General features: G+C 59.8%; 18 protein-coding genes and 1 tRNA gene. 6 read left to right on the plus strand and 13 right to left on the minus strand.

Features of this window, described 5'->3' with window-relative positions; translation table 11 throughout:
• Positions 1 to 3: 3 nt before the first annotated feature.
• The 5 genes from rbfA to holB are packed head-to-tail and all read right to left on the minus strand — an operon-like array spanning position 4 to position 5,042.
• Positions 4 to 354 carry a 30S ribosome-binding factor RbfA gene (gene rbfA / locus NQ491_RS07905; protein WP_019246721.1) on the minus strand — a complete coding sequence of 117 codons (351 nt, stop codon included), beginning with the start codon at positions 352 to 354 and terminating at the stop codon, positions 4 to 6.
• Positions 355 to 367: 13 nt separating this feature from the next.
• A complete protein-coding gene (locus NQ491_RS07910; protein ID WP_019246720.1) occupies positions 368 to 1,243 on the minus strand; it encodes an outer membrane beta-barrel protein in 876 nt (291 codons plus the stop codon).
• A gap of 39 nt (positions 1,244 to 1,282) precedes the next feature.
• Positions 1,283 to 3,292 carry an Ig-like domain-containing domain gene (locus NQ491_RS07915; protein WP_019246719.1) on the minus strand — a complete coding sequence of 670 codons (2,010 nt, stop codon included), beginning with the start codon at positions 3,290 to 3,292 and terminating at the stop codon, positions 1,283 to 1,285.
• Positions 3,289 to 3,906, minus strand: coding sequence for a 2-amino-4-hydroxy-6-hydroxymethyldihydropteridine diphosphokinase (gene folK, locus NQ491_RS07920; RefSeq protein ID WP_019246718.1), 618 nt, complete (start codon positions 3,904 to 3,906; stop codon positions 3,289 to 3,291). Before folK ends, NQ491_RS07915 begins: the two co-directional genes overlap by 4 nt.
• On the minus strand, positions 3,906 to 5,042 hold the full coding sequence (gene holB, locus NQ491_RS07925) for a DNA polymerase III subunit delta' (RefSeq protein WP_019246717.1): 1,137 nt from the start codon (positions 5,040 to 5,042) through the stop codon (positions 3,906 to 3,908). The genes folK and holB overlap by 1 nt, the downstream gene beginning before the upstream one ends.
• Positions 5,043 to 5,313: 271 nt before the next feature.
• Between holB and NQ491_RS07930 the strand changes: the two genes are divergently transcribed.
• Positions 5,314 to 7,038 carry an MAC/perforin domain-containing protein gene (locus NQ491_RS07930; RefSeq protein ID WP_147524765.1) on the plus strand — a complete coding sequence of 575 codons (1,725 nt, stop codon included), beginning with the start codon at positions 5,314 to 5,316 and terminating at the stop codon, positions 7,036 to 7,038.
• A gap of 4 nt (positions 7,039 to 7,042) precedes the next feature.
• Here NQ491_RS07930 and dut read toward each other — a convergent pair whose 3' ends face one another.
• The 5 genes from dut to NQ491_RS07955 form a co-directional block, all read right to left on the minus strand.
• The gene (gene dut / locus NQ491_RS07935) at positions 7,043 to 7,477 is read right to left on the minus strand and encodes a dUTP diphosphatase (RefSeq protein WP_026089783.1); all 435 of its coding nucleotides are present in this window, start codon (positions 7,475 to 7,477) and stop codon (positions 7,043 to 7,045) included.
• A 228-nt stretch (positions 7,478 to 7,705) separates the two neighbouring features.
• Positions 7,706 to 9,181, minus strand: a complete 1,476-nt coding sequence (locus tag NQ491_RS07940; RefSeq protein ID WP_019246714.1) for a lipopolysaccharide biosynthesis protein — start codon at positions 9,179 to 9,181, stop codon at positions 7,706 to 7,708.
• 425 nt (positions 9,182 to 9,606) lie between these two features.
• Positions 9,607 to 10,032 carry a thioredoxin family protein gene (locus tag NQ491_RS07945; protein WP_019246712.1) on the minus strand — a complete coding sequence of 142 codons (426 nt, stop codon included), beginning with the start codon at positions 10,030 to 10,032 and terminating at the stop codon, positions 9,607 to 9,609.
• Positions 10,029 to 11,204 (minus strand): 23S rRNA (adenine(2503)-C(2))-methyltransferase RlmN, encoded by a 1,176-nt coding sequence (gene rlmN, locus NQ491_RS07950; RefSeq protein WP_019246711.1) that lies wholly within the window; start codon positions 11,202 to 11,204, stop codon positions 10,029 to 10,031. Before rlmN ends, NQ491_RS07945 begins: the two co-directional genes overlap by 4 nt.
• A gap of 251 nt (positions 11,205 to 11,455) precedes the next feature.
• Positions 11,456 to 11,529, minus strand: a tRNA-Ala gene (locus NQ491_RS07955).
• A 243-nt stretch (positions 11,530 to 11,772) separates the two neighbouring features.
• Here NQ491_RS07955 and hflX point away from each other — a divergent pair.
• The 4 genes from hflX (at position 11,773) to folE (ending at position 17,654) form a co-directional block, all read left to right on the plus strand.
• A complete protein-coding gene (gene hflX / locus NQ491_RS07960) occupies positions 11,773 to 12,969 on the plus strand; it encodes a GTPase HflX (protein WP_019246710.1) in 1,197 nt (398 codons plus the stop codon).
• A gap of 27 nt (positions 12,970 to 12,996) precedes the next feature.
• A complete protein-coding gene (upp, locus tag NQ491_RS07965; protein ID WP_019246709.1) occupies positions 12,997 to 13,656 on the plus strand; it encodes a uracil phosphoribosyltransferase in 660 nt (219 codons plus the stop codon).
• Positions 13,657 to 13,737: 81 nt separating this feature from the next.
• Positions 13,738 to 16,260: an HRDC domain-containing protein gene (locus NQ491_RS07970; RefSeq protein ID WP_019246708.1), complete on the plus strand. Its 2,523-nt coding sequence runs from the start codon at positions 13,738 to 13,740 to the stop codon at positions 16,258 to 16,260.
• A 797-nt stretch (positions 16,261 to 17,057) separates the two neighbouring features.
• Positions 17,058 to 17,654: a GTP cyclohydrolase I FolE gene (gene folE / locus NQ491_RS07975; RefSeq protein WP_019246706.1), complete on the plus strand. Its 597-nt coding sequence runs from the start codon at positions 17,058 to 17,060 to the stop codon at positions 17,652 to 17,654.
• Positions 17,655 to 19,141: 1,487 nt separating this feature from the next.
• Here folE and frr read toward each other — a convergent pair.
• The 3 genes from frr to NQ491_RS07990 all read right to left on the minus strand — a co-directional run bounded on the left by frr (position 19,142) and on the right by NQ491_RS07990 (position 21,392).
• A complete protein-coding gene (gene frr, locus NQ491_RS07980) occupies positions 19,142 to 19,702 on the minus strand; it encodes a ribosome recycling factor (protein ID WP_019246705.1) in 561 nt (186 codons plus the stop codon).
• Between the two features lie 23 nt (positions 19,703 to 19,725).
• Positions 19,726 to 20,436, minus strand: coding sequence for a UMP kinase (gene pyrH / locus NQ491_RS07985; protein WP_019246704.1), 711 nt, complete (start codon positions 20,434 to 20,436; stop codon positions 19,726 to 19,728).
• 101 nt (positions 20,437 to 20,537) lie between these two features.
• Positions 20,538 to 21,392 carry an OmpA/MotB family protein gene (locus NQ491_RS07990; RefSeq protein WP_232423213.1) on the minus strand — a complete coding sequence of 285 codons (855 nt, stop codon included), beginning with the start codon at positions 21,390 to 21,392 and terminating at the stop codon, positions 20,538 to 20,540.
• Between the two features lie 218 nt (positions 21,393 to 21,610).
• Here NQ491_RS07990 and dxs point away from each other — a divergent pair, with 218 nt between their 5' ends.
• Positions 21,611 to 23,494, plus strand: coding sequence for a 1-deoxy-D-xylulose-5-phosphate synthase (gene dxs / locus NQ491_RS07995; RefSeq protein ID WP_019246702.1), 1,884 nt, complete (start codon positions 21,611 to 21,613; stop codon positions 23,492 to 23,494).
• Positions 23,495 to 23,505: the final 11 nt, after the last annotated feature.

A 23,505-nucleotide genomic window follows, 5' to 3' on the forward strand; every position in this document is an offset into this window, starting at 1 on the left:
AAGTTATTCTTTCAGCAGCTTGTCGATCGTGCTGATATATTCGAGCGAGTCGTCGACACGGAAGACCAGTTCGGGCACATGCCTCAGCTGATGCTTGACTCTCGTGCCGAGCGCCTTGCGCACGAGCCAGTTGTTCTTTTCGAGCGACTCCATGACGGCCGCATGCTTCTCGAACGGGAAGACGCTCAGGTACACCTTGGCCAGTTCCAGATCGGGACTCATCCGCACGAGCGTTACCGATACCATGGCTCCGCACAGCAGCGAGGCCGCTTCCTTGGAGAATATGTCGCCGATATCCCGCTGAATTTGGCGCGCGACTTTCTGCTGCCGCGTCGATTCTGTTTCATTGCTCATTTCAGGTCTGTTTTTATCGTGATTTTTCTGCTCCGGAATCGGCCGCTCCGACCGGAGGAAGGGGCGCGAGAGAAACGCTGTCGGCCGGGACGGAAACTGCCGCTGGAAGCGTATCCGTCGCCTGCGGGTCCGTTTCCCGCTCGAGCCTTTTTCGAGCCCGCCGCTCGGCGGCCTCCTGCATACGCCGGGCGACGCCCTTGCTCGGCGCCGAGCGTATGCCTCCCTTGCCCAGACGGTAGTATACCGCCAGCGACAGGTTGATATTGTCCAAGGGCGAGTGGTTCGGATTGCCGGTATATTTGGTTCCGTTGCGCAGCACGTCCGAGTAACCGAGGTAATAGCGGGCTTCGAATGCCGCTTCGAACCGCCCGAACAGCACGCTGAATCCTCCCCCTCCGCACAGGCCGTATCCCCACCGGGGGTCCCGCGTCAGCATCATCGGATAGTCGCCCTGTTCGAAAATGCCGTTTTTCTTCGATTGCCAGTAATATTTGGAGCCGGTGGCATAGGAGAGATAGACGCCCAGATTCAGATACACCCTCGCGTGGCGCTGAAAGACGTAGATGTGCGGCTGCCACATGAACGGCAGCTCGAACGTGTTGATCGTCCGATGGTAGCTCGTATCGCCGCCGCGCACCTCGTCGTACATGAATCCCCGTTGCATGTACTCGAGATCGACCTGTATGGCGCCCACGTACTTCTGCTCGGTGTAGAACTTGTAGGAGAGCCCGCCCGAGTAGAGCCCCCAATGGATGCCCGTCTCACGCACCGGCTGGAAGCGCACCGAGCCGCCTCCCCAGCCGCCCCGCACGCCGATATAGTGCTGCGCCTGCAACCTGCCGCTCCACAGAGCGGCGGCAAACGCCAGTATGATCCCTAATGCCCGCATATTCGCCTAACGTTCAGTCGCGTCGTTTTGTTGCCCGTCTCATCGGCGGATCATTCCTCCCGTGCCTCCGAGACCTCCGGTATTGCCGTAGCCGTTGTAGTTGTTGCTGTTATTTCTGTTGCCGCCTGCGGCGGAGGAGTGGCGGCCGTTCTTCTCCTGCTCCGCCCGTTTCTTGGCTATCTCGCGCAGCCGCGCCTGTTCGTCGCGGCGTATCTTTTCCTGCATCCGTTCCATCGTGATCGGGCCGAACAGCTCGTTCATGTCGACGTCGTACTCGAGATCCCAGTTTTCCTTGGTCACGATCTCTTCGGTGCCGGACTTGTCGACGAAGTACTCGACCCGCTCGGGCTGCCGCCTTTCGAATACGGAACCCGTATCCCATTTCCCGTTTCCGTTCAGGTCCTCGATGAACCGGAGCTTGATCGTTCCGACGTCCACGTAGCGGATCGTGTGGGTCCCGCTGCGGACGTGGGGAATCTCCTTCTGCACCCGGCCGTCGCGCAGCACCTCGATGACGTATTCGCTCTGCGGCGTTTTGCCCTTCACGTTGAGGATCAGCGTGCCGTACTTTTCGGGCGACTCGATCGTGAACTCCGAACGCAGCGTGTCGTTGCTCTCGCGGTTCGTGTTGGCGAACGTTCCGGCCGGAATCGTCAGACGGTATTTCTCTCCCGCCACCCAAGGCGCGCTGAGCGTCCACGAGCGCAGTTTGGCGGTGTCCTGCACGAAGGAGACTTTCACCGGCTCGGAGCTTTCTCCCTCGCCCAGACGCTGCAGGTCGATGGCTGTGCTGTCGACCCGGGTCAACGGATAGTCGAAGTCGAAGACGATGTTCTTCTCCGGGTTCAGCGTCGTGCCGCCGGCTACCTTCACCTTGAACGGGTTGGGTTCGAGCGCGTCATCTTTCTTCTCTTTCTCTTTTTCTTTTTCTTTTTTGGCAGGCCTCCGCCATGCGATCGCCAGATCCTGTCCTGCGGATTGCAGCACTCCGGTGCTGTCGTGCTTGCGGTAGACGAGCCGTCCCTTCAGCGTATCGGGCATTTCCTCCTCGATCGCATCGAACCACAGCGTCATCGTATCGCGCCGGGGAGTCACGTACTCGGTGAGTATCTTCGACGGATCGAACCCTTCGAAAACCAGCGTGTCGATCTGCGGGAACGGGGCGGAGAACATGAGCGTCACCCGGTTGCTTTGCGGCCGGCTGGCTCCGGTGTATGTCTGGCGCTTGGACGGGATTTCCTTGAACAGGCGCATCATCAGTTGCGGGTCGGCCTGCATGTAGCGCCGCGAGGTGTCGTACCATATGTCGAACGCGGGCTCGCGCAGCGGATTGAACACCGTGTCGAGGAAAGCCACGCGGTCGACGCCCGGCTCGTAGCGCATGTTATTGTTGTTGTCTTCGAGCGCGTAGATGCGGTAGTCCGTCGGCTTCAGGTTCTCGGCGATGAAAATGCCGTTGGGATAGGATCGGGCCACGCTCAACGGTTTGCTGTTGACTATCGTCGAGTCGTAGGCGGGAATCGAGTCGGCCTTCGCGTCGAAAAACAGCAGGAAGACTTTCCCGAGCGTGTCGCCCTTCTGGGCGTCGACCGTATAGCCCGACATCAGCAGCGAGTCGATCTCGCCGCCGGTCGAGAAGACGTAGCGCAGTCCGACGTAGGGGTTGCCCTCGTTGTTGTCGACGACGCTGCTGCCGAAATCGAGCGCGTAGGTGCGGTTCGAGTCGAGGTCCTCCTTCAGATCGATCTGGACGCTCCGCCCGCGAATCGAGAGCACGGGCTTCTGTTCCATGAAAGGCGAGGTGAAAAACTCCTTTTGCTGATCCTCCAGCTGGACGTATTCGTCGAACTCGATCAGAATCCGCTTGTCCTTGAAATGAGTCGTTCCGAATGCCGGCGTCATGGTCACTACTTTCGGCGGCAGCGAGTCGCGCGGGCCTCCCTGCGGCGCCGCCTGCCGCGCGCAACGGCACAGCGTGGCCAGCAGCACGACGGCCAGTATGCCGCATCGGGCGAGCGTCTTATGGATTCTGATTTCGTTCGAGCTCATTTCTTCAAGCCAATTGCCTGCAAAGGTAGCGATTTTTCGATAGTTTTCACGGAGCCTCCCGGGCATGCGGTCCGGACGCTTCCGCCCGCGTTTGTTGCCGCCGTTTCTTCGGAACGTGCCGTCTTCTCTGTTCCGGTCCGGGCCGCATGTCCGGCCGAGAGCTCTCTGCGAAGCTGCCGGACCGTTCGTCCCAGCACGGGATGTACGAGATCGGGCAATATCTCCTCCAGCGGGGCGAGCACGAAATCGCGCCGCTCGAGAAGCGGGTGCGGAATCGTGAGCCGCTCGCTGCGGATGACCCGGTCTTCGTAGAACAGCATGTCGATGTCCATCGTCCGCGAGCGGTAGCCCGTATCCGGCGTTCGCACCCGTCCCAGCATCCTCTCGATACGCTGGCATTCGTCGAGTACCCGCTCGGGCGACAATGGGGTTTCGATCGCGAGCACCTGGTTCAGGAATCGTTCGTCGGCTTCGAATCCCCATGGTTCCGACTCTCTGAGCGACGAGCGGAGAACGATCCGCCCCACCGTTTCGGCGAGCAGCCGTTCCGCTTCGGCGAGATTCTCGGCGACCGGACCGAGGTTCGCGCCCGTTATCAGCACCACGCGCGCCATTACAGTCGGTTTATCAGTTTGCTCACCGTGAGCGCGAAGTGAGGGAAAACGATTCTCGGGTTGCCGTTCTGGGCGATCTGCCGCATCGTCCGCTCCATTTCGGCCACCAGCGGCTCGATGTTGCGGTTGTTCACGTAAGGCGCAAATTTCTTGCAAAACTGTTCTTCGCGGCCGAACAGATAGCAAATGGGCTCCATGCCGGCCGTCAGCATGTAGCTGTCGCGCAGCAGGCGGACCGAGTTCTCGATCAGTCGCTTCTGTTCCTCACGGCCCATCGAGGCGACCGTCTCGGCCCATTCGAGCAGTTCCAAATGCCGGTCCTCGTAGCTCAGCCGCATCAGTTTCACGAACAGGTCGAACAGTTCGTCGTTTTCGCTCGCGTGCCGCAGGTAGCGCAGCGCTTCGAGCAAGTCGCCCCGCGACAGCCGGGCCGCGCGAAAAGCGTCGGCCTCGGGCATTCCCTTGCGAGCCGTCAGATAGCGCGTCAGGCTGGTTTCGTCGATCGACGGAACCGTTACGCACTGCGTGCGCGAGACGATCGTCGGCAGCAGTTGTTCGGGCGAAGCGCTCAACAGCAGGAACAGCGTCTTGTCCCACGGCTCCTCGAGTATTTTGAGCAGCTTGTTGGCCGCTTGCGTGTTCATTCGCTCGGCCAGCCAGACGACGACGATCTTGTATTCCGACTCGAACGATTTGAACGACAGTTTGCGGATGATCTCGTCGGCTTCCTGCGTACTGATATTGCCCTGCTTGTTGTCGATCTCGATGGCCGAGTACCACGACTGCTCGTCGAAATAGCCGCCCGTATCGGTCACGATTTTCCTCCATTGCGGCAGGAAACGGTCGCTCAGCGGCTTTTCGCCCGAGCGTCCCTTGGGCGTGTTGACCGGAAAAACGAAGTGCAGGTCGGGATGCGCCAGTTGCGCGATCTGCCGGCACGACGGGCACTCGCCGCACGAGTCGCCTTCCCGACGGTTCGTGCAATGTATGTACTGAGCGTAAGCGATCGCCAGCGGCAGCGGTCCGTATCCTTCCTGCCCGGAAAAGAGCTGCGCGTGGCTGACCCGTCCGGTGTCGATGCCCCGGACAAGCCGCTCGATGGTCGGCCTTTGGCCTATGATGTCTTTGAATTGCAAAGCGATCTTTTAAGAGAATCTACAAATATACGGATTTATACGATCTCTTGAAATGAGGTGATTTCACAAAAGAAATAACTGTAAAATAAAATCGCACGGCGTTCCGTGTGAAATTATGAAAATATGTAATACATTGGCAAAAAATTAAGTATGTCTGTCCTGGTGTTTTTGTTGTCTGTGGTGGTAAAATTGGAGAACGACGAATAAAATCTTATTTTTTATTTTGCAGGTCTTTTTACTGATATCTTGTGAAAAACCAATTTCCGTCCCAGTGCCTGTAATAACATCGGGCGATCCATCGGTTAAAGCGGAGCCAGCCGGTCAGCATTATCTGGACGTTCTTGATACGTTGTACTATACTCCCGGAACAACTCGGGCCAGGTTGGATATTTCAACGGACTTGTATTGGGATGTCACCGATATGAACTATGGATTGGATTGGGAAAATCTGAGCGTAAGTATTCAGAACATTACCGGGTACGGTGATAAGACGATCGAACTGATCTTGCACGGGAACCCGGATTCCCGAAACCGATTGGATTCTCTTTTGATATCAGGCTACGAGACCGTAGACGGAGCCGACGCCGTCGTTTCGAAGAAAATCCTCGTCGTTCGGACGAAACAGGCCTTGGCCCCACCGGCTGACGGGTTGTCATGGGAGCATAAGGAGTTTAATTGTTTGGGATACGGTTACGATGTCACTCAGGAATACATGTCTCCGGAATTCGAATTGAATCAGATTGTGGACGTCTCCGAGATAAATCGTCGCTATCCTGACAGAATTCATGTCAATAATTCTCCTTTTGCGGAAAACAAAATGATTGTCGGCGAGACCGGTGCCGATTATTGCAAAAAGATTACCTCGTCCGTTCGCCTTGGAGGATTGGCTCTATTCGGTGGAACGCTGAACAATAAGTTCGGTTCCGATTATTCCTATTCGGCCAAATACGGATTCGGAAGCTATGACATGAATATATGTCTGAGTCGGGTCGAGATCAATTTTCCACCCGATTCACTGAAAAGATATTTGTCCGATGCTTTCAGAGCCGATGTCAACAACGCCGATCCGGAATATATCATACAAAAGTACGGTACCCATGTTCTTACGAATATTTATCTGGGAGGGAGGCTGCAAATCATGTATCGCTCTTTTGCCAGCTCTTTTAAGAGAACAACCATCATTGAGGCCGGTATGGGATTCAGTATTCAGAAAATCTTCAGTCAAAATATCGGATCGACCACGGAAGAGACCCTTGCAAGTCAAAATAAAGAACAAGTCATTGCATATAAGACGATCGGGGGCGATGTAACACGATCTTTGTTCGGCAAAATCGATTTGGGATCGTCAGATCCGGTGACAGTGGACATAAGTAATTGGCAAGCGAGCTGTAATTTAGATAATGCGGTATTGACCGATGTTTACCCGGGTTCGTTGGTGCCTATCTATGAGGTTGTTGAAAATCCCAAACGCCGGGCTGATTTGAAAATAGCTGTTGAGCGATACTTGAACGATCACGCTTTCCGAAGCCTCGGATACAAAACACCTGTCTACAGATATCATTCGGGCGACAATAGGCATTTTCTCACTCCGGACGAAACGGAGATTGTAAACGGCACTTACGATTATTGGCTGGAGAGTCCCCCCGTCCGATTTTATATCTATTCTTCGACAGCTCAACCGTCCGGGACGGTTCCCTTGTACCGGTATTTATCCACCGAGACCTATACTCCGCGATATTTCTATACGGTGGATAAGGACGAATTATCGTATGGACAGTACGGTTTTTATATGGATAAGATGATCGGATACGTTTTCAGTCCCGATAACGTTCCATCCGATCCCAAGGCAGTTCCTCTTTACAAATGCGCTACATGGAGCGGAGATGTTGCCAGACGCTACTTCTATACGACCGATAGCGACGAAATCGCTTCGGCTCGCCGGAACGGATTTTATGAGGAAGGGATTGCCTGCTACGTTTTTCCGAGAGGCGAATAGTCTGTCACCCTCGTCCGGTCGATCCCATGCCGCCCTCGCCTCGGGCCGTTTCGCCGAGCGTCTCGACGCTTTCCCATTCGGCGCGCTCGAAGCGGGCGACGACCAGTTGGGCGATCCGTTCGCCGGGCTTGATCTCGAACGGTTCGTCGGACAGATTGACCAGAATCGCCTTGATCTCGCCCCGGTAGTCGGGATCGATCGTGCCCGGAGAGTTCACGAGCGAGATGCCGTGTCGGGCGGCCAGACCGCTGCGCGGGCGTACCTGAATCTCGTATCCGTCCGGAATCTCGACGTAAAGTCCGGTCGGTACCAGCGTCCGTTCCAGCGGGCCCAGCACGATGCTTTCGCGGATGTCGGCCCGCACGTCCATGCCGGCGGCTCCGGCGGTTTCATACTGCGGCAAGGCGTATGCCGAGCGATTGATGACTTTGATTTTCATGGCTTTTTTCATTTGCGGAAAACGCGAAAGCGCATCCTCGGGCGAAGTCGGCGTTCGGTGCCGCCGCCCCGGTCCGGGCGAGAAAGTTCGGTCGGACGCGGCGCATGAGCGTGGCGCGACCCGCGCGGTTCGGTTTTCTTCGGGTTCTCCTTGTTATCTTATCGAACGGTTCGGTTTATGTTTGTCACAAGTATCGCGTTCCGTTTTTCGGACAGTGCGGTTTGCGGTCTAACGCTTGACGATCGAGCGAAGCAACCCTTTTAGGTCGATCCGCTCGCGGTGTACGGCAAGCCACCCGAAGGCTGCGAGCAACAGCAGGTTGGCGGCGTAGTGCGCCGCAGGGCTCAGACGGACCGTCAGCAGCGACAGGGCGTAGATCGCGCCGCCCGCCAGAAAGTACGATCCGATCCGGGGCAGGTCGTAGGGCGTCGGGCAGTGCTTCCGGTTCAGATAGTAGCTGACGGCGACCATGGCCGTCTCGCAGCCCAGACGGGCCAGAGCGGCGCCCGGATAGCCGAGCGCCGGGGTCAGCGCCAGATTCAGTCCGACCGTGAACACGAGTCCCGTGCCGGTGATCCAGATCGCATATTGCGTCTGTCCGCTCTGTTTGTACCAGAACGACAGGTTCAGCCAGATGCCGGAGAACATGTTCGCGAGCAGAATGATCGGCAGCACGCGGATGCCTTGCCGGAAATCGCGGCCCATCAGCAATCCGAACAAATCCACGAACAGCATGATCGTCAGGAAGATGCCGACGGACACGATGATGAAGTACTTGAGCGCCTCGGCATTGCTCCGGCGGAAGTCTTCCTGCCGGAAGGCCGACAGGAAGTACGGCTCGGCCGCGTAGCGGTACATCTGCGTGAACAGCATCAGCACGACGCCCAGCTTCGCGACGGCTCCGTAGATACCGAGCGCATCCATCGAGCTCTCGGGCGGCAGCAGATACTTGATCATCTGCCGGTCGATGAACTCGTTGGCCGTTCCGGCGATCCCGCTGATAAGCAGGGGCAGCGAATAGAGCATGACCGCGCGCAACAGCTTGGGCCGTATGCGCGGCCGTGCGCCGCGACAGCTGGGATACAGGCCGATCCATACGACCGCGCTGCCCAATAGGTTGGCCACCAGTACGTAACCTGCGCCGAATGCCGGGTCGTACATACCTGCGTCCGCTCCTCGGCTTGCCAGAGCGGGGAGCGCCGAATAGAAAAAGACGGTAAGCGCCAGATTGACGGCGACCGACAGCAGTCTCAGCGCGACGAAACGTTTCGCGCGTCCTTGCTGCCGCAGTCGGGCGAACGGGATGGCCGTCGCGGCGTCGAGCGCGATGATGGCCGCCGTCAGCCGGATGTACGACGGATGCTCTGCATAGTCCATGATCCGGGCCAGCGCAGGGGTAAAAAGCAGGGCTGCGGCGAAAAACAGCAGCGCGAACAGCGAGACGGCGCCCCATGTCGTCTCGAACACTTCCTTGCGTTCCCGCTCGGTGGCGGCTTTTCCGGCGAAGCGGAAGTAGCCCGTCTCGAGTCCCATGGTCAGCACGACCAGCGCGAACGGGATCAGCGCGTAGAGGTCGGTCACCACGCCGTACTCCCCGGTCGTCATCAGGCGGGTCAGGTAGGGAAAGAGCAGGTAGTTCAGAAACCGGGGCACGATCGTTCCGACGCCGTAGATCGCGGTCTGCCCGGCCAGTTGCTTCAGCATACTCGGGTCGTTTGAAGGCAAAAATAGGCAAATAATCCGCTCCGCCGACTCCCCGGGTCAAAAAAGCGCTGTGCGGACATAGAAAGGCGGACTTGGGCTCTCGGGGCCATTTCTTGGTTCTTGGCCGGAAGCCGCAGACCGGCCACGCGTATCGGGCTTAGCGAATGCGCTTCGGAGAAATAGAGTGCGCCGGCCGAAGCGAAGATTCGGCCGACGAGCCGGAGGCGACGACCCGAACGATCCGATCGGGCGCTGCGACCCGCGAACGGAATTTTCCGGCGGAACCGGGACACGACCGAATACCCGCTTCCGTCCGTCCGTTTCCCGGCGCGGGGCGGATATGCAAATCGAACCCGTGTCCATGCCTCATACGGTCATGGACACGGGTTCCGGTTTGCCGTTCTGTCGCTACGGAAAGCCGAAATTTACCGCTCGATGTTCTCGAGTACTTTCCGTACTTCCTCGATGAAGCGGTCGGCATCGGCTCCGCCGACGATCCGTCCGACTTCCTCTCCGTCGGAATCCAGAATCAGAAAGGTCGGATAGGCCTTGACGGAGTATCGTTTCGCTACGTCGACCCCCTCGCCCTTTTCGGCGTCGAACTTGGCGTTGACGAACGTCTTGTTGAAAAACTCGCCTACCTTTTGCTGGGGAAATATCTGCTTGGCCATGATCTGGCACGGCCCGCACCATGTCGCGTATACGTCGACGAACAGATACTTGTCCTGCTCGTCCGCGAGGGCGAGCAGCTCCTTGAGCGTTCCTTTCTCGAAAACGGTTCCCTGGTTCTTTTGTGCGAAAGCGGTTGCCGCGAACAATACGAGCAGCGCGGCCGTCATCCATTTTTTCATGGTATCGTTTTTTTATTATCGGGTTCGGTTCGTTCGGGTGCAATTGTCGTTCCACAACGAGCGTCGGACGATGTTTCGTGCGGTTCGCTTCCGCTCGCTTCCGGGCTTTCCTTTCGTCCGGCCGGAGAACCGTTCCCTTGCCGGAGGGTGGAGAGCAGGCCGCAGGCCGCCTGAATGTCCTCGCCCCGCGAGGCGCGGATCGTCGTCGTGATGCCTCGCCGCGACAACTCATCGCGCAGACGGACCATCGTCGGCTCGTCGGCTCCCTCGAACGGAGCGTCGGGAATCGCGTGGAAGCGGATCAGGTTGATCCGGCAGCGGAGCCCTGCGAGCAGCCGCGTCAGCGCGGCGACGTGCGCCGGCGTATCGTTGACTCCGCGAAAGACGATGTACTCGAAGCTGATTCGGCGCTGATGCGCGAAGTCGTTCCGCCGCAGCTCGGCGACCACCTGCTCGATCGGATAGCGGCGCTCGGCGGGCATCATGGCCGCGCGCTCGGCGGGGATCGGGTCGTGCAGGCTGACGGCCAGATGCACCCGGGTCCGTCGCAGCAGCTCCCGCATGGCGGGAATCACGCCGATCGTCGACACGGTGATCCGCGTCGGGCTCCAGCCGTATCCCCAGTCGGAGGTCAGCGCCTCGATCGATCGGATGACCTGCTCCGCGTTATCGAGCGGCTCGCCCATGCCCATGTAGACGACGTTGGTCAGCCGGTCGCTTTCGGGAATCGAGCGGATCTGATTCAGTATCTCCCCTGCGGTCAGGTGGTGCGCGAAACCCTGCCGCGCGGTCATGCAAAAGCGGCAGCCCATCCGGCAACCCGACTGCGACGAGACGCAGAGCGTCGCCCGGTCGCCGTCGGGGATGTAGGCCGACTCGATGAAGCGGCCCTGCAGAGTCGGGAAAAGGTATTTTTTCGTGCCGTCGGCCGATCGCTGCACGTCGGCGAAGGGGATCGTGCCCAGCTCGTATTTCCCGGCGAGCTTCTCCCTGTTTTTCAGCGAGAGGTCCGTCATCCCGCCGATCGAATCGGCTCCCTTGCGATAAAGCCACGAGGCGATCTGCCGCGCGGCGAACCGGGGCATCCCGTTCTCGGCGGCGATCCGCTCCAGTTCGTCGAGCGTGAGGCCGAACAGCCACGGCTTGTCGGTCGGTATGGCGGAATTTTCCATCGATCTTCTATCCGTTCGTGGTTCTCTGGCGTATTCCTGCGGGCGGATATCCCGGCAAGGCCGCGCGGCGAATCGCGTTCCGTTCGTTCCCGCAGGGGGGATTCCGCCTCTGCGATAGTCCGGATTCGCCGGCTCGGAACGGGAAAGTCGCTACGCTTCGCGGGGAAAGTCTGCCCGCCGTACGGGAATGCCTCGCCTTCGTATGCAAAACAGGCTGTCCCCGAATCGAAACAGCCTGTCCTGATGCGTCGTGGAGAATACGAGATTCGAACTCGTGACCTCTTGCATGCCATGCAAGCGCTCTAGCCAGCTGAGCTAATCCCCCCTTCATGCGCAGGCAAAAGTAAAAAGTTTTCGGCAGATTCCAAAAAAAATGCCGGAAAATCGCCGCGCGGTCGCTCCGCGGCGCGGCGATTCCGGAGTAAATCCGGGCCTTTTGTTTCATTCCTCGGTATTTCTTCGTAAATTTGTGGTATATTGTGTGCTGTATGCGCCCTTGCAGGACGCGTGGCCGCGACGGGACGATGCGGCGGAAGCACGCTTTCGGGCTTTATTTTTGGAAAGATTCATGGGAGAAACGATCGATACGGCGCCGGAGCAGCGTCGGGCCGTTCTGGTGGCCGTCGTCCGCGAGCGGCAGGACGAGCGCCAGGCGAACGAATACCTCGACGAACTGGAATTTCTGGCCGAGACGGCCGGCATACGTAGCGTCAAGCGGTTCACGCAGCGGTTGGCCGCCCCTTCGGCCAAGACTTTCATAGGCGAGGGCAAGCTCGCCGAGATCGCGGCCTTCGTCGAGGAGAACGAGATACGCTACGTGATTTTCGACGACGAGCTTTCGCCTTCGCAGCTTCGCAATCTGGACAAGGTGTTCAAGAACAAGATCTACGACCGCACGAGCCTGATTCTGGACATATTCGTCCAGCGGGCGACGACGGCTTATGCGAAGGCGCAGGTCGAGCTCGCGCAGTGCCAGTATCTGCTGCCCCGGCTCGCGGGCATGTGGACGCACCTCGAGCGGCAGCGGGGCGGCACGGGAACGCGCGGCGGGGCCGGCGAGCGCGAGATCGAGACCGACCGCCGCGTAATCCGCAACCGCATCAGCCGTCTCAAGGAGCAGTTGTCGAAGATCGACCGCCAGATGGCCGTTCAGCGCGGCAACCGCGGCTCGCTCGTGCGCGTCGCGCTGGTAGGCTATACGAATGTCGGCAAGTCGACGCTGATGAATCTCATAGCGAAAAGCGAGGTTTTCGCCGAGAACAAGCTCTTCGCGACGCTCGACACGACGGTCCGCAAGGTCGTTTTGGAGAATCTGCCCTTTCTGCTGTCGGACACCGTCGGCTTCATCCGCAAGCTGCCCCATCAGCTCGTCGAGTCGTTCAAGTCGACGCTCGACGAGGTGCGCGAGGCCGACTTGCTGCTGCATGTGGTCGACATTTCGCATCCGAGCTTCGAGGAGCAGATCGCCGTCGTGAAACAGACGCTGCAGGAGATAGGCGCCGGCGACAAGCCCGTATTTCTGATATTCAACAAGATCGACGCCTATACCTACGTCCGTAAGGACGAGGACGACCTGACGCCGTCCACGCGCGAGAACCTTTCGCTCGACGATCTGAAGAAAAGCTGGATCGCCCGGGCCAACACGCCCTGCATTTTCCTGTCGGCCCGCAAGCGGACGAATATCGACAAGTTCCGGCGCGATTTGTACGGCATGGTGCGCGAGATACACGCCGGGCGCTATCCGTTCAACAATTTCTTGTATTGACCGAACCGAAACTTACAGAAGCAGACTATGATGATAAGAATACTGGACCGGGAAAATGATACCCTGCTGAACAAGTTTATCGCCCAAATGCGCGATGTCGGCGTGCAGGGCGACAGCATGCGGTTCCGCCGCAATCTGGAACGCACGGGCGAGGTAATGGCCTACGAGATCAGCAAGACGTTGCACTATTCGATGCGTACGGTCGAGACGCCGCTGGGCGAGGCGGAAGTCGCGCTGCCGGACGATCAGATCGTCATCGCGACGATCCTGCGCGCCGGTCTGCCCTTTCATCAGGGCTTCCTGAACTATTTCGACGACGCGCAGAACGCGTTCGTTTCGGCCTATCGAAAGTACAGCAAAGACGGCAGCTTCCGTATTCATGTCGAGTATATCTCGACGTGCGAGCTGTCGGGCAAGACGCTGCTGCTGGTCGATCCGATGCTGGCCACCGGCGCGTCGCTGGCGCTGACCTTTCAGGCGCTCGTCGAGAAGGCGGGCCGTCCGCGCCGGACGATTCTCGCCGCCGCGATCGCCAGCGAGGAAGGTCTCGAGTATGCGAAAAAGCACTTTTCGGCTCAGGATACGTCGATCTGGTGCGGCACGGTCGACTCGGAGCTGACGGTCAAGTCGTACATCGTACCCGGGCTGGGCGACGCGGGCGATCTGGCCTACGGCGACAAAATGTAAGCGTTCGGCGCGGTTCGCCGCTTTGGCCGCCCGGGCGCATTCCGTCCGGACGTCGGTCGCCCGCATAATCCCGAAAGGAAAATGGAGAATCCCGAACTGGAACTGGCCCGCCGCTTCGTCGAACGGACGGCAACCAGCGTATTTCTGACCGGCAAGGCCGGCACGGGCAAGACGACTTTCCTGCGCGAGCTGCGCGCGCGCAGTCCGAAGCGGATGATCGTTCTGGCGCCGACCGGCGTAGCCGCGATCAATGCCGGCGGCGTGACGATCCATTCGTTCTTCCAGCTCGCGTTCGCCCCCTACGTTCCGGAGTCGGAGCGGGGGATCGCGCCGGACCGGCCGCGGGAAGCGGTGCGCTTCAGCCGGCAGAAGATCGCTATTATCAAGAGCATCGACCTGCTTGTGATCGACGAGATCAGCATGGTGCGCGCCGACGTGCTCGACGCCGTGAGCGACGTGCTGCGCCGCTTCCGCGACCGCCGCAAACCGTTCGGCGGAGTGCAGCTGCTGCTGATCGGCGACGTGCGGCAGCTGGCTCCGGTCGTGCGCGACGAGGAGTGGGCGCTGCTGCGGACATTTTACGACTCTCCTTTTTTCTTCGACTCGAAGGCGCTGAAGCAAACCGATTACGTCGGTATCGAGCTGCAGCGCGTCTACCGCCAGAGCGACGGCCGCTTCGTCGAGCTGCTGAACCGCGTGCGCGACGGCCGGGTCGACCGCAACGTGCTCGACGAGCTGAACCGCCGCTATGTCCCCGGCTTCCGTCCCGGGGACGACGAGGGCTACATCACGCTCACGTCGCACAACCATACGGCCGACGCGATCAACGAGCGGCGGCTTGCCGAACTCGACGCTCCTTCGCACACGTTCGAGGCCGAAATCGAGGGGGCCTTTCCCGAATATCTTTATCCGACGCATCCGTCCCTCATGCTGAAGAAAGGGGCTCAGGTCATGTTCGTCAAGAACGATCCGTCGCCCGAGAAGCGCTATTACAACGGGCGGATCGGCACGGTCACGGCTTTGGACGAAAATCGGGTCGAGGTGCTTCCCCGGGGCGAGAGCGTCCCGATCGCCGTCGAACCGGCCGAGTGGACGAATGCGAAATACGTGATCGACCCCGACTCGAAAGAGATTTCCGAACGGATCGAAGGACGGTTCGTGCAGTATCCGCTGCGGACGGCCTGGGCGATTACGATCCACAAGAGTCAGGGTCTTACTTTCGACCGGGCCGTGATCGATGCCGCCGCGTCGTTTTCGCACGGGCAGGTCTATGTCGCGCTGAGCCGGTGTCGCAGTCTGGACGGGCTCGTGCTCAGTTCGCCGCTCGACGAGCGCTGCATCGTCGGCGATCCGACTGTGCAAGGGTTCTGCGAGCGGGTGTCGTCCGAACGACCCGACGGGACGGAACTTGAGCGGCGGAGCAGGGCTTATTACCGCGACTTGCTGCTCGAACTGTTCGACTTCGACTCGCTCGGCGCGTCGCTCCGCCGGCTCGGGGATTTCGTCGCCGAGCATTTCGGCAAGCTCTATCCGAAGCTGGCCCTCCAGTGGCAGCAGGGGACCGCCGAGTTCGGCGCGTCCGTGACGGATGTCGCCCGGCGATTCCGTTTGCAGCTCGAGAGCCTGCTTCGCAGCGACGAAAGCGAACGGCTGCGCGAGCGCGTCGTGAAGGGCGCGGCCTATTTCGCCGAACAATGCGGGCGAGTCGTCGCCCCGCTGATCGAGGCCAGCTATGTCGAAACCGACAGCAAGGAAACACGCAAGGCGCTCGCCGGCCTGCTCGATCTTTCCGGCGAGCGGTTGCGTGTCAAGACGGCCACGTTGGAGGCGGCCTCCGGCGGTTTCGACGTGTTCCGGCATTTGGAAGCGCGGGCTCGGGTGGCGGCCGAAGGCGCGGCGGCACGGACGAAGAAAGAGACGAAGGCTACGGCCGGAGAAGACGTGCTGCATCCCGAGCTGTTCGAGCGGCTGAGGCTGTGGAGACGCGAACAAGCCGCCGAGGCGGGCGTGCCGGCCTATGTGGTGATGAGCCAGCAGGCGCTGCTCGGCATTGCGAATCTGTTGCCCGGGTCGAGTGCCGAGCTCGGACGTATCAAGGGCGTGGGTCCCAAATTGGTCGAACGCTACGGGGAACAGGTTCTTTCGATCGTCGCTCTTTATCGGGCCGAGCGTGGCGACGACCTCGATTTCGAGGTCCGGCGCCAGGCCTCTGAGGCCTCCGACCGGGAGAGCCCGCGTACTGAGAGCGGAGCCGAGAAAGAGCGTCGGACTGGCGGGCGGACTTCCAAAACGCGAGAGGATACCCGGCTCGCTACCCTGAGGCTGCTGGAGGAGGGTTTGGACGTGCCGGCAATCGCCCGCGAGCGCGGACTCCGGCCGATGACCGTTACCCGGCATATCGCCGATCTGATCGGGCAAGGCGTGCTCCGCGCGGAGCGCTTCTTGCCCTCCGACAAAATCGAGACGATCGCACGATACCTCGGCGACCACCCCGGCGAAACGCTGACCCGGGTTTGCGAGGCGCTCGGCGGCGACGTTTCGTTCCGCGATGTCCTTTACGTACGCAGCTCGCTGTCGTGCGACAGCGATACGGCGGACGGATAAAGCCGACCGGACCCTGCGAGGCGATTTCCCGTACTCTCTCCGCTCTTGTCCGGCCGATAGCCGTACCTGCTGTGGCCTGTTCTTGGTTCTGAATCTCAGAAATAGCCGTGTCGGGACATGCTTCGGAAATCGTCTCCGGCACAACCGTTTTGACATGCGGCCGCTCGGCGAAGAAATCCGGCCGGCCGACACGGTTCCGGCCGCCACCCGAGCCCGCGCTTCCAAATGCCGGAACACGTCGAAACCGCCGGAAGTCCTTTCCGACGGCCGTTTTGATATGTGCCCTTCCTACGTTGCCTGCCTCGAACTGCAAAATGAAAATCTGCCCGCGCTGTCCGGACGGGATTGATAATCCTTTCGGGTAAAACGAAGCATCGGCTCGTTGCCGGTGCAATCGGCCGGCGTTCCTTATTGTTTTCGTCCCGATCCTTACGTTTCTGTCCCAAATGAAGAAGTCGCCGGGGACTTTTGTCTGAATCGTCGCTCGACGCGTTCAGGTCGTCGGGGGGACGGAGTTTCGGCAGATAACGGAAAGCGGATTACCCGGAAGGTTCCGGATTCTCTCGCGGGGACGAAATCCGCCTCTTTTCTGGCCGCGGCGGTTTCTTCGCCCGTCGGCCTTGTGCCTGCCCGTCGCCGTCGGGCTATTTCTGCCGTGAAGAACGGCGCTGTCCGGAGGAGCGGCGCGACCGGTAACCGTCCGGTCCCGAACGGAGACGGAAGCGAGGGGCAGGTTTCCCCTTCCGTGTTTTTTTTCTGCTCCGATCGTATTACCTTTGCCCGGTAAAACCGTCACGATGAACTGCAACTACGATAAAGAGGAGCGTTTCGACTCGGACACTCTCCGGGCGCTCGGCGAGCACTATGAGGCTATTCTGAAACTGCTCGGGGAGGATCCCGCGCGCGAGGGACTGCTCAAGACGCCCGAGCGGGTCGCCAAGGCCATGTGCTTTCTGACCAAGGGTTACGACGAGGATCCGCGCGAAATCCTGCTCTCGGCCAAGTTCAAGGAAGAGTACCGCCAGATGGTGATCGTCAAGGACATCGAGCTTTACTCGCTTTGCGAGCACCACATGCTGCCTTTTTACGGCAAGGCTCATGTGGCCTATATCCCGAACGGTTATATCACCGGGCTGTCGAAGATCGCGCGCGTCGTCGAGGCCTATGCCCGCCGGTTGCAGGTGCAGGAGCGGCTGACCGTGCAGATCCGCGATTGCATTCAGAAGGCGCTCAACCCGCTCGGCGTGGCCGTCGTCATCGAGGCGAGCCATATGTGCATGCAGATGCGCGGTGTCGAGAAGCAGAGTTCGAGTACGACGACCTCGGCTTTTACCGGCGCCTTTCTCACTCAGATGCAGACCCGGGAAGAATTCATCCATCTGATCAAGTCCTGATTTCCCGTTCCGCCGTTTCACGATGATCGTTTCCCCGGCATGTCCTGCGGAGGCCGGAGAGAACGTGCCCATACGATAAAAATTTCATCGGTATCCGTCCTGCCCTGTCGGAATCTTGATTCGGCCGGGGACGGTCGCGATGGGCGTGGAATGAGGGGAATACCGGTTGCAGGCTCGACGCAAAACCCGCCCGGACGGGCAGAACCGGACGCATTTCGCGTGTCCGGGGCGAATGCCTTGTCGATCGTATGTTCGGTGGCTCGACAGGGCGATGAGAAAACGCCGGGATTCCGCCGTGTGCGCGGGCTTCGGGATGTGAACCGGTTAAAGGTTTGATAATTAATTATATTTTTTATAAAAATAGAAGAATATATTTTTATAAAATAAATTCGTGCGGCACGGACGATTGTTTCGTTAGTTCGTTGTTGCGTAGCGATTGATATTGTATGGAGATCTCGGAATGTCGCATCGGATTCGAACCGGTTCGTTTTGCCAATGACCGGTCCGGGAACCGACCGGCATGGTCGTCCGCTTCCCGACTCGCATCGTAAGGGGGGCTGTTCGGATTCGGATCGGAGAAAATAAAGGACGGACGACATCCTGCCGATGCCGTCCGTCGTCGGACGATTCGTTCTAAAAAGGGCCCGGACGAGGGATCGCAGGGTCCCGGTGAGGTCGCCTGCCATCCACCAGTGAATAAGAAAAACATAACAAAATCATATGCACGAAACATACCAAGATAGAATGATAGCTATCTTACCCTCGTCCGGGCGCCTGCTTGTAAACGATCCAAGTTTCGTGCCGTAACGCCCTCCCGGCTTCTATGCGGAACGGGGTATCCGTTCGCCGCGACGGAACGGCCTGCCGCCCAAGCCGATTTTTGTTCTGCCATTTTTGTTCGTTGCGATCCGACGGTTGTCCGACGGCTCTGTTTTTGCCGGTCGGTTGAGAATCTCTGTTCGTGCCGGTACGCAGGCGGGTACGGTCCGGTAGTTTTCCGTTCTCCGGTTTTCGGAGTAAGGGGCGTTTGCGAGGGGAAGAACCGGAAGCGTGAGTCGGTTGCTTCGGAAATTCGAGTACGGAGCCGTCCTTTTCAAGGACTATCCGCGAGCCTGACACGCCGACGGAACGGATGCCGGCCGGGCAGCAGGCGGTCCTTCCGCGTAGACGACGAGGACCGTTCCCCCGAGCTTTCGTACCCTGCGGATTTCGGCCTTCGAATTTCTGTGCCGGCGTTCCGGAGCCGGGACCGGAAGCTGCGGTGCGACGGAATTCGCGGATTTCCGAAAACTCCAGTTCCCTGAACTCCGGGGCCGTACGAGGGCCTGGCTTGTCCGTGCTTCCGCTTCGCCTCCGGCATTCCGCACGATTTCGTGGCGCTTGCCGGTGCGTGTTCGTTTTCCCGACGAAAAAAGCCGCCAGAGAAAAATCTGACGGCTTTTCGGTAAAGCGGAGCTCTGGCCCGCTGCCTATTGCATGCGACCGGATTATACGGTCATGATCTCTTTCTCCTTGCCGGCGAGCAGTTCGTCTACTTTTTTAGAATATTTGTCGGTCAGTTTCTGTACGGACTCTTCTCCGTCCTTGGCCATATCCTCGGGCATACCGTCTTTCTGGGCCTTTTTGAACGACTCGACCGCGTCGCGTCGCACGGCGCGCATGCCGACCCGGGCCGTCTCGGCGTCGGCGCGGATCTGCTTGACCAGTTCCTTACGCCTCTCCTCGGTCAGAGGAGGAATGTTCAGCCGGATATGCTCGCCGTTGTTGGATGGCGTCAGGCCGATGTTGGCAACCAGAATGGCTTTCTCGATCGGCGCGATCATATTCTTCTCCCACGGCTGTACGAGCACGGTCCGGGCGTCGGGCACCGTCACGCTCGCTACCTGAGAGACCGGAGTCGGCGTTCCGTAATAGTCCACCGTGATTCCGTTGAGCAGGTTCGTGCTTGCGCGGCCGGCCCGTACGGAAGCCAGATCGTCGATCAGATGGGCCACGATCTTGTCCATTTTGACTTGCGCGGCGTCCAGAATTTCTTTAGGCTCTGTCATATCGTTTGTCGTTTTGTTTCGCGTCAGTTCCGTACGACGGTGCCGATCTGCTCGCCGTCGATTACCTTGCGCAGGTTGCCCGGCGTATCCATGTCGAAGACGACGATCGGCAGATCGTTCTGCTTGCACATCGTAAAGGCCGTCAGGTCCATCACTTTCAGCTGGCGGCGGTAAACCTCGTCGAAAGTGATCTGCGAAAATTTCTCCGCCGTCGGGTCCTTCTCCGGATCGGCCGTGTAGATTCCGTCCACGCGCGTTCCCTTGAGCAGCACCTCGGCCTCGATTTCGACGCCGCGCAGCGCCGATGCCGTATCGGTCGTGAAATAGGGATTGCCGGTCCCTCCGGCGACGATCACGATCCGCCCTTCTTCCATCAGTTCCAGCGCTTTGGCCTTTGAATAAAGCTCGCCGACAGGCTCCATCCGGATCGACGTGAGCACTTGGGCCTTGGCTCCGGCGCTCTCCAGAGCGCCCTGCAAGGCCAGCGAGTTGATGACCGTGGCCAACATGCCCATCTGGTCGCCCTTCACTCGGTCGAATCCCCGGCCGACTCCGGTCAGACCCCGGAAAATGTTGCCGCCGCCGATCACGATTCCGATCTGCACGCCCTCGGCCGCGATCGCGGCGATCTGTTCGGCGTAGCTGCCGAGCACTTCCGTGGAAAGTCCGTACTTCTGGGTTCCCATCAGCGATTCGCCGCTGAGTTTCAGTAATATTCTTTTATATATCGGCATGGCCTGCTTTGTCATTCGTATGATGTTTCGTCCGTCGGGGGCACGGCATGCGGTATCCGTTTTCGCTACGGCTCCGTCGCGCCGGCTTGCATCCGGCCGGGCTACTCTTCGTTTTTCATCAGTTGCATCAGCTCGTCGAGCTTCGGCGTCAGAATAATTTCGGTACGTCGGTTCTTCGCGCGGGCCTCGGACGTCTTGGCCGGATCGACCGGAAGCGATTCGCCCCGCCCGGCGGCTATGATGCGGCTCGGCGCGATCTGCTTGTTCTCCAGCAGCAGGCGTACGACGGTCGTCGCCCGTTTGGCGCTCAGGTCGAGGTTGTCCTTCAGCTGCCCGTTCGAGCGGTAAGGCACGTCGTCGGTATGGCCTTCGACCATGACGTTGATATCGGGATTCTGCGCCAGAACTTCCGACAGATCGCGCACCGCGCGGGCGCCGTTCGGGTCGATCTCGAAGCTGCCCGAGCGGAACAGCAGCTTGTCATCCATCGACACGTACACGTTTCCGTTCCGGATCGAAATGGAAAGTCCCTTGCCCTCGAAGCCGGTCAGCGCGTCGGTCACCTTGCGGCGGATCGCGTCGATCGCCTCCTCGCGGCTGCGGAGCATGCCTTCCAACTCGGCTACGCGGCGCGAGCGATCGCTGAGCGCCATTTCCTTGTCCTCCAGCTCGCGCAGCATGCGGGCCGACTCGGCCGATCCGTCGTCGAGCAGCTGCTTGTAGCGTCGGCGGTAGTCGTTCAACTCGCCCGACAGACGGACCGTGTCGGCTACCAGACGCGCCTTTTCGGCGGCCAGTTTCTCGTTCTGTCCGATCATGTCGTCCAACCGGTTTCTGGAAGCGGCGAGCTCACCCTCGAGGCGGAGCGCCTCGGCCTTCATCGAATTGAACTTCTTGTTCGACACGCACGACGATGCGAGCAGAACAACCAGCACGGCAACAATCAGCTTTTTCATATTCATGCGTCGTTTTAGCGCGGCGGCTCCCGATTTTCAGACGAGAGCGGCCCTGCAGGCCTATTTTGCCACGAAGATACAAAACTATTTACAATGTGCAAGGCGGCTCTTTCGATAAATCGCCTGCCCGCCGGTACGGAAACGCTCGCAGGGAGAGACTCCAGAGAATCGATTGTGCGACTAAATTACTATCTTTGTCAGTCAATTCGGATCTCGCCATGACAGCTTCGCCGTACAAATATCTTTATCAGGTCGATTCGCCCCGGGACCTTCGACGGCTCTCGCCGGACGAGTTGCGGGCCTACTGCGGCGAGCTGCGGCATTTCATCATCGAGCAGCTTTCGGCCAATCCGGGGCATTTGGGGTCGAGTCTGGGAGTCGTCGAGCTGGCCGCCGCGCTGCACTACGTCTTCGACACGCCGAACGACAAGCTGATCTGGGACGTGGGCCATCAGGCTTATGCCCACAAGATCATCACGGGTCGGCGCGACCGGTTCCTGACGAATCGCAAGCTGAACGGGTTGAGCGGTTTCCCGAGCATGAGCGAAAGCGAGTACGACGCGTTCGGCACGGGACACGCCTCGACTTCGATCTCCGCCGCGCTGGGCATGGCCGCCGCGTCGGCTCTGAGGGGCGAGAAGCGCGAGGTGATCGCCGTGATCGGCGACGGCGCGCTGACCGGAGGACTGGCTTTCGAGGGACTCAACAACGCCGGAGCCGCGAACACCGACCTGCTCGTGATCCTGAACGACAACCGCATGGCGATCGATCCGAACGTCGGGGCGCTGAAGGAGTATCTGCTCAGCATCTCGACGTCGAAGCGTTATAATAAAGTTAAGAACCGCACGTGGACCCATTTGGAGCGGATGCCCCGACTTCGGGGGCTGATCCAGAAGGTGGGCGGAGCGCTGAAGCAGGGTTTCTTACAGCAAAGCAACCTGTTCGAGAGCCTGCACTTCCGCTATTTCGGGCCCGTCGACGGGCACGACGTAGTCCAGCTGACCCGCGTGCTGGGCGATTTGAAGGAGATACCCGGGCCGAAGCTGTTGCATGTGCTGACGGTCAAGGGCAAGGGCTACCGGCCGGCCGAAGAGCACCAGCGGATATGGCATGCGCCGGGCATGTTCAATCCCGAGACCGGGGAGCGGATGCAGCATGCCGAGAGCGGCCGTCCCCCGCTCTATCAGGATGTTTTCGGCGAGACGATTCTGGAGCTCGCGCGGGTCGACGACCGTATCGTCGGCATTACGCCCGCGATGCCTACCGGATGCTCGCTGAATCGGATGATGGCCGAGATGCCGGAGCGTTGCTTCGACGTCGGCATAGCCGAGGGACATGCCGTCACGTTCTCGGCCGGGCTGGCTGCGGCCGGCATGATCCCGTTCTGCAATATCTATTCGTCGTTCATGCAGCGGGCCTACGATAACGTAATCCACGACGTGGCGCTCCAGCATCTGAACGTCGTGATGTGCCTCGACCGGGCAGGGCTGGTCGGCGAAGACGGACCGACGCATCACGGAGTGTTCGACATTGCCTGCATGCGCTCGATTCCGAACCTGACGATCGCCTCGCCGATGAACGAGATCGAGTTGCGGAACCTGATGTACACGGCCTCGCTGGGACGAGGACCGTTCGTGATCCGCTATCCGAAGGGCGAGGGCGTCACGCCGCAATGGCGGCAGCCGTTCGAGGAGGTACCGCTCGGGCGCAGCCGGTTGCTATGCGACGGCTCGGACGTGGCCGTGCTGACGTTCGGTCCGGTCGGAAACGCGGCGGCGGCGGCCATACGCCGCGCCGCGGCCGAAGGCGTGTCGGCCGCCCACATCGACCTGCGTTTCGCCAAGCCGTTGGACACGGACCGTCTGCATGCGACGGGACGGAAATTCCGTCGCATCGTCACGGTCGAGGACGGCGCGATAGCCGGGGGCGTCGGATCGGCCGTGCTCGAGTTCATGAACCGCAACGGCTATGCGCCCGAGATCGACATGCTCGGCGTGTCCGATCGTTTCGTCCGTCAGGGAACCCAGTCGCAGCTCCGCGCAATTTGCGGCATCGACGAGCGAAGCATCTACGAGGCGATTATGAAAAGCAAACAGCAATAAACGAGAGACCT

Origin of the sequence: Alistipes ihumii AP11, from assembly GCF_025144665.1 — a bacterium.
Lineage (GTDB): Bacteria > Bacteroidota > Bacteroidia > Bacteroidales > Rikenellaceae > Alistipes_A > Alistipes_A ihumii.

Bases quoted from the DNA above. Each gene is read 5' to 3' on its own strand.
- rbfA (WP_019246721.1), bottom strand. From the start codon at position 354: ATGAGCAATGAAACAGAATCGACGCGGCAGCAGAAAGTCGCGCGCCAA.
- NQ491_RS07910 (WP_019246720.1), bottom strand. From the start codon at position 1,243: ATGCGGGCATTAGGGATCATACTGGCGTTTGCCGCCGCTCTGTGGAGC.
- NQ491_RS07915 (WP_019246719.1), bottom strand. From the start codon at position 3,292: ATGAGCTCGAACGAAATCAGAATCCATAAGACGCTCGCCCGATGCGGC.
- folK (WP_019246718.1), bottom strand. From the start codon at position 3,906: ATGGCGCGCGTGGTGCTGATAACGGGCGCGAACCTCGGTCCGGTCGCC.
- dut (WP_026089783.1), bottom strand. From the start codon at position 7,477: ATGAAAATCAAAGTCATCAATCGCTCGGCATACGCCTTGCCGCAGTAT.
- NQ491_RS07940 (WP_019246714.1), bottom strand. From the start codon at position 9,181: ATGCTGAAGCAACTGGCCGGGCAGACCGCGATCTACGGCGTCGGAACG.
- NQ491_RS07945 (WP_019246712.1), bottom strand. From the start codon at position 10,032: ATGAAAAAATGGATGACGGCCGCGCTGCTCGTATTGTTCGCGGCAACC.
- rlmN (WP_019246711.1), bottom strand. From the start codon at position 11,204: ATGGAAAATTCCGCCATACCGACCGACAAGCCGTGGCTGTTCGGCCTC.
- hflX (WP_019246710.1), top strand. From the start codon at position 11,773: ATGGGAGAAACGATCGATACGGCGCCGGAGCAGCGTCGGGCCGTTCTG.
- upp (WP_019246709.1), top strand. From the start codon at position 12,997: ATGATGATAAGAATACTGGACCGGGAAAATGATACCCTGCTGAACAAG.
- NQ491_RS07970 (WP_019246708.1), top strand. From the start codon at position 13,738: ATGGAGAATCCCGAACTGGAACTGGCCCGCCGCTTCGTCGAACGGACG.
- folE (WP_019246706.1), top strand. From the start codon at position 17,058: ATGAACTGCAACTACGATAAAGAGGAGCGTTTCGACTCGGACACTCTC.
- frr (WP_019246705.1), bottom strand. From the start codon at position 19,702: ATGACAGAGCCTAAAGAAATTCTGGACGCCGCGCAAGTCAAAATGGAC.
- pyrH (WP_019246704.1), bottom strand. From the start codon at position 20,436: ATGCCGATATATAAAAGAATATTACTGAAACTCAGCGGCGAATCGCTG.
- NQ491_RS07990 (WP_232423213.1), bottom strand. From the start codon at position 21,392: ATGAAAAAGCTGATTGTTGCCGTGCTGGTTGTTCTGCTCGCATCGTCG.
- dxs (WP_019246702.1), top strand. From the start codon at position 21,611: ATGACAGCTTCGCCGTACAAATATCTTTATCAGGTCGATTCGCCCCGG.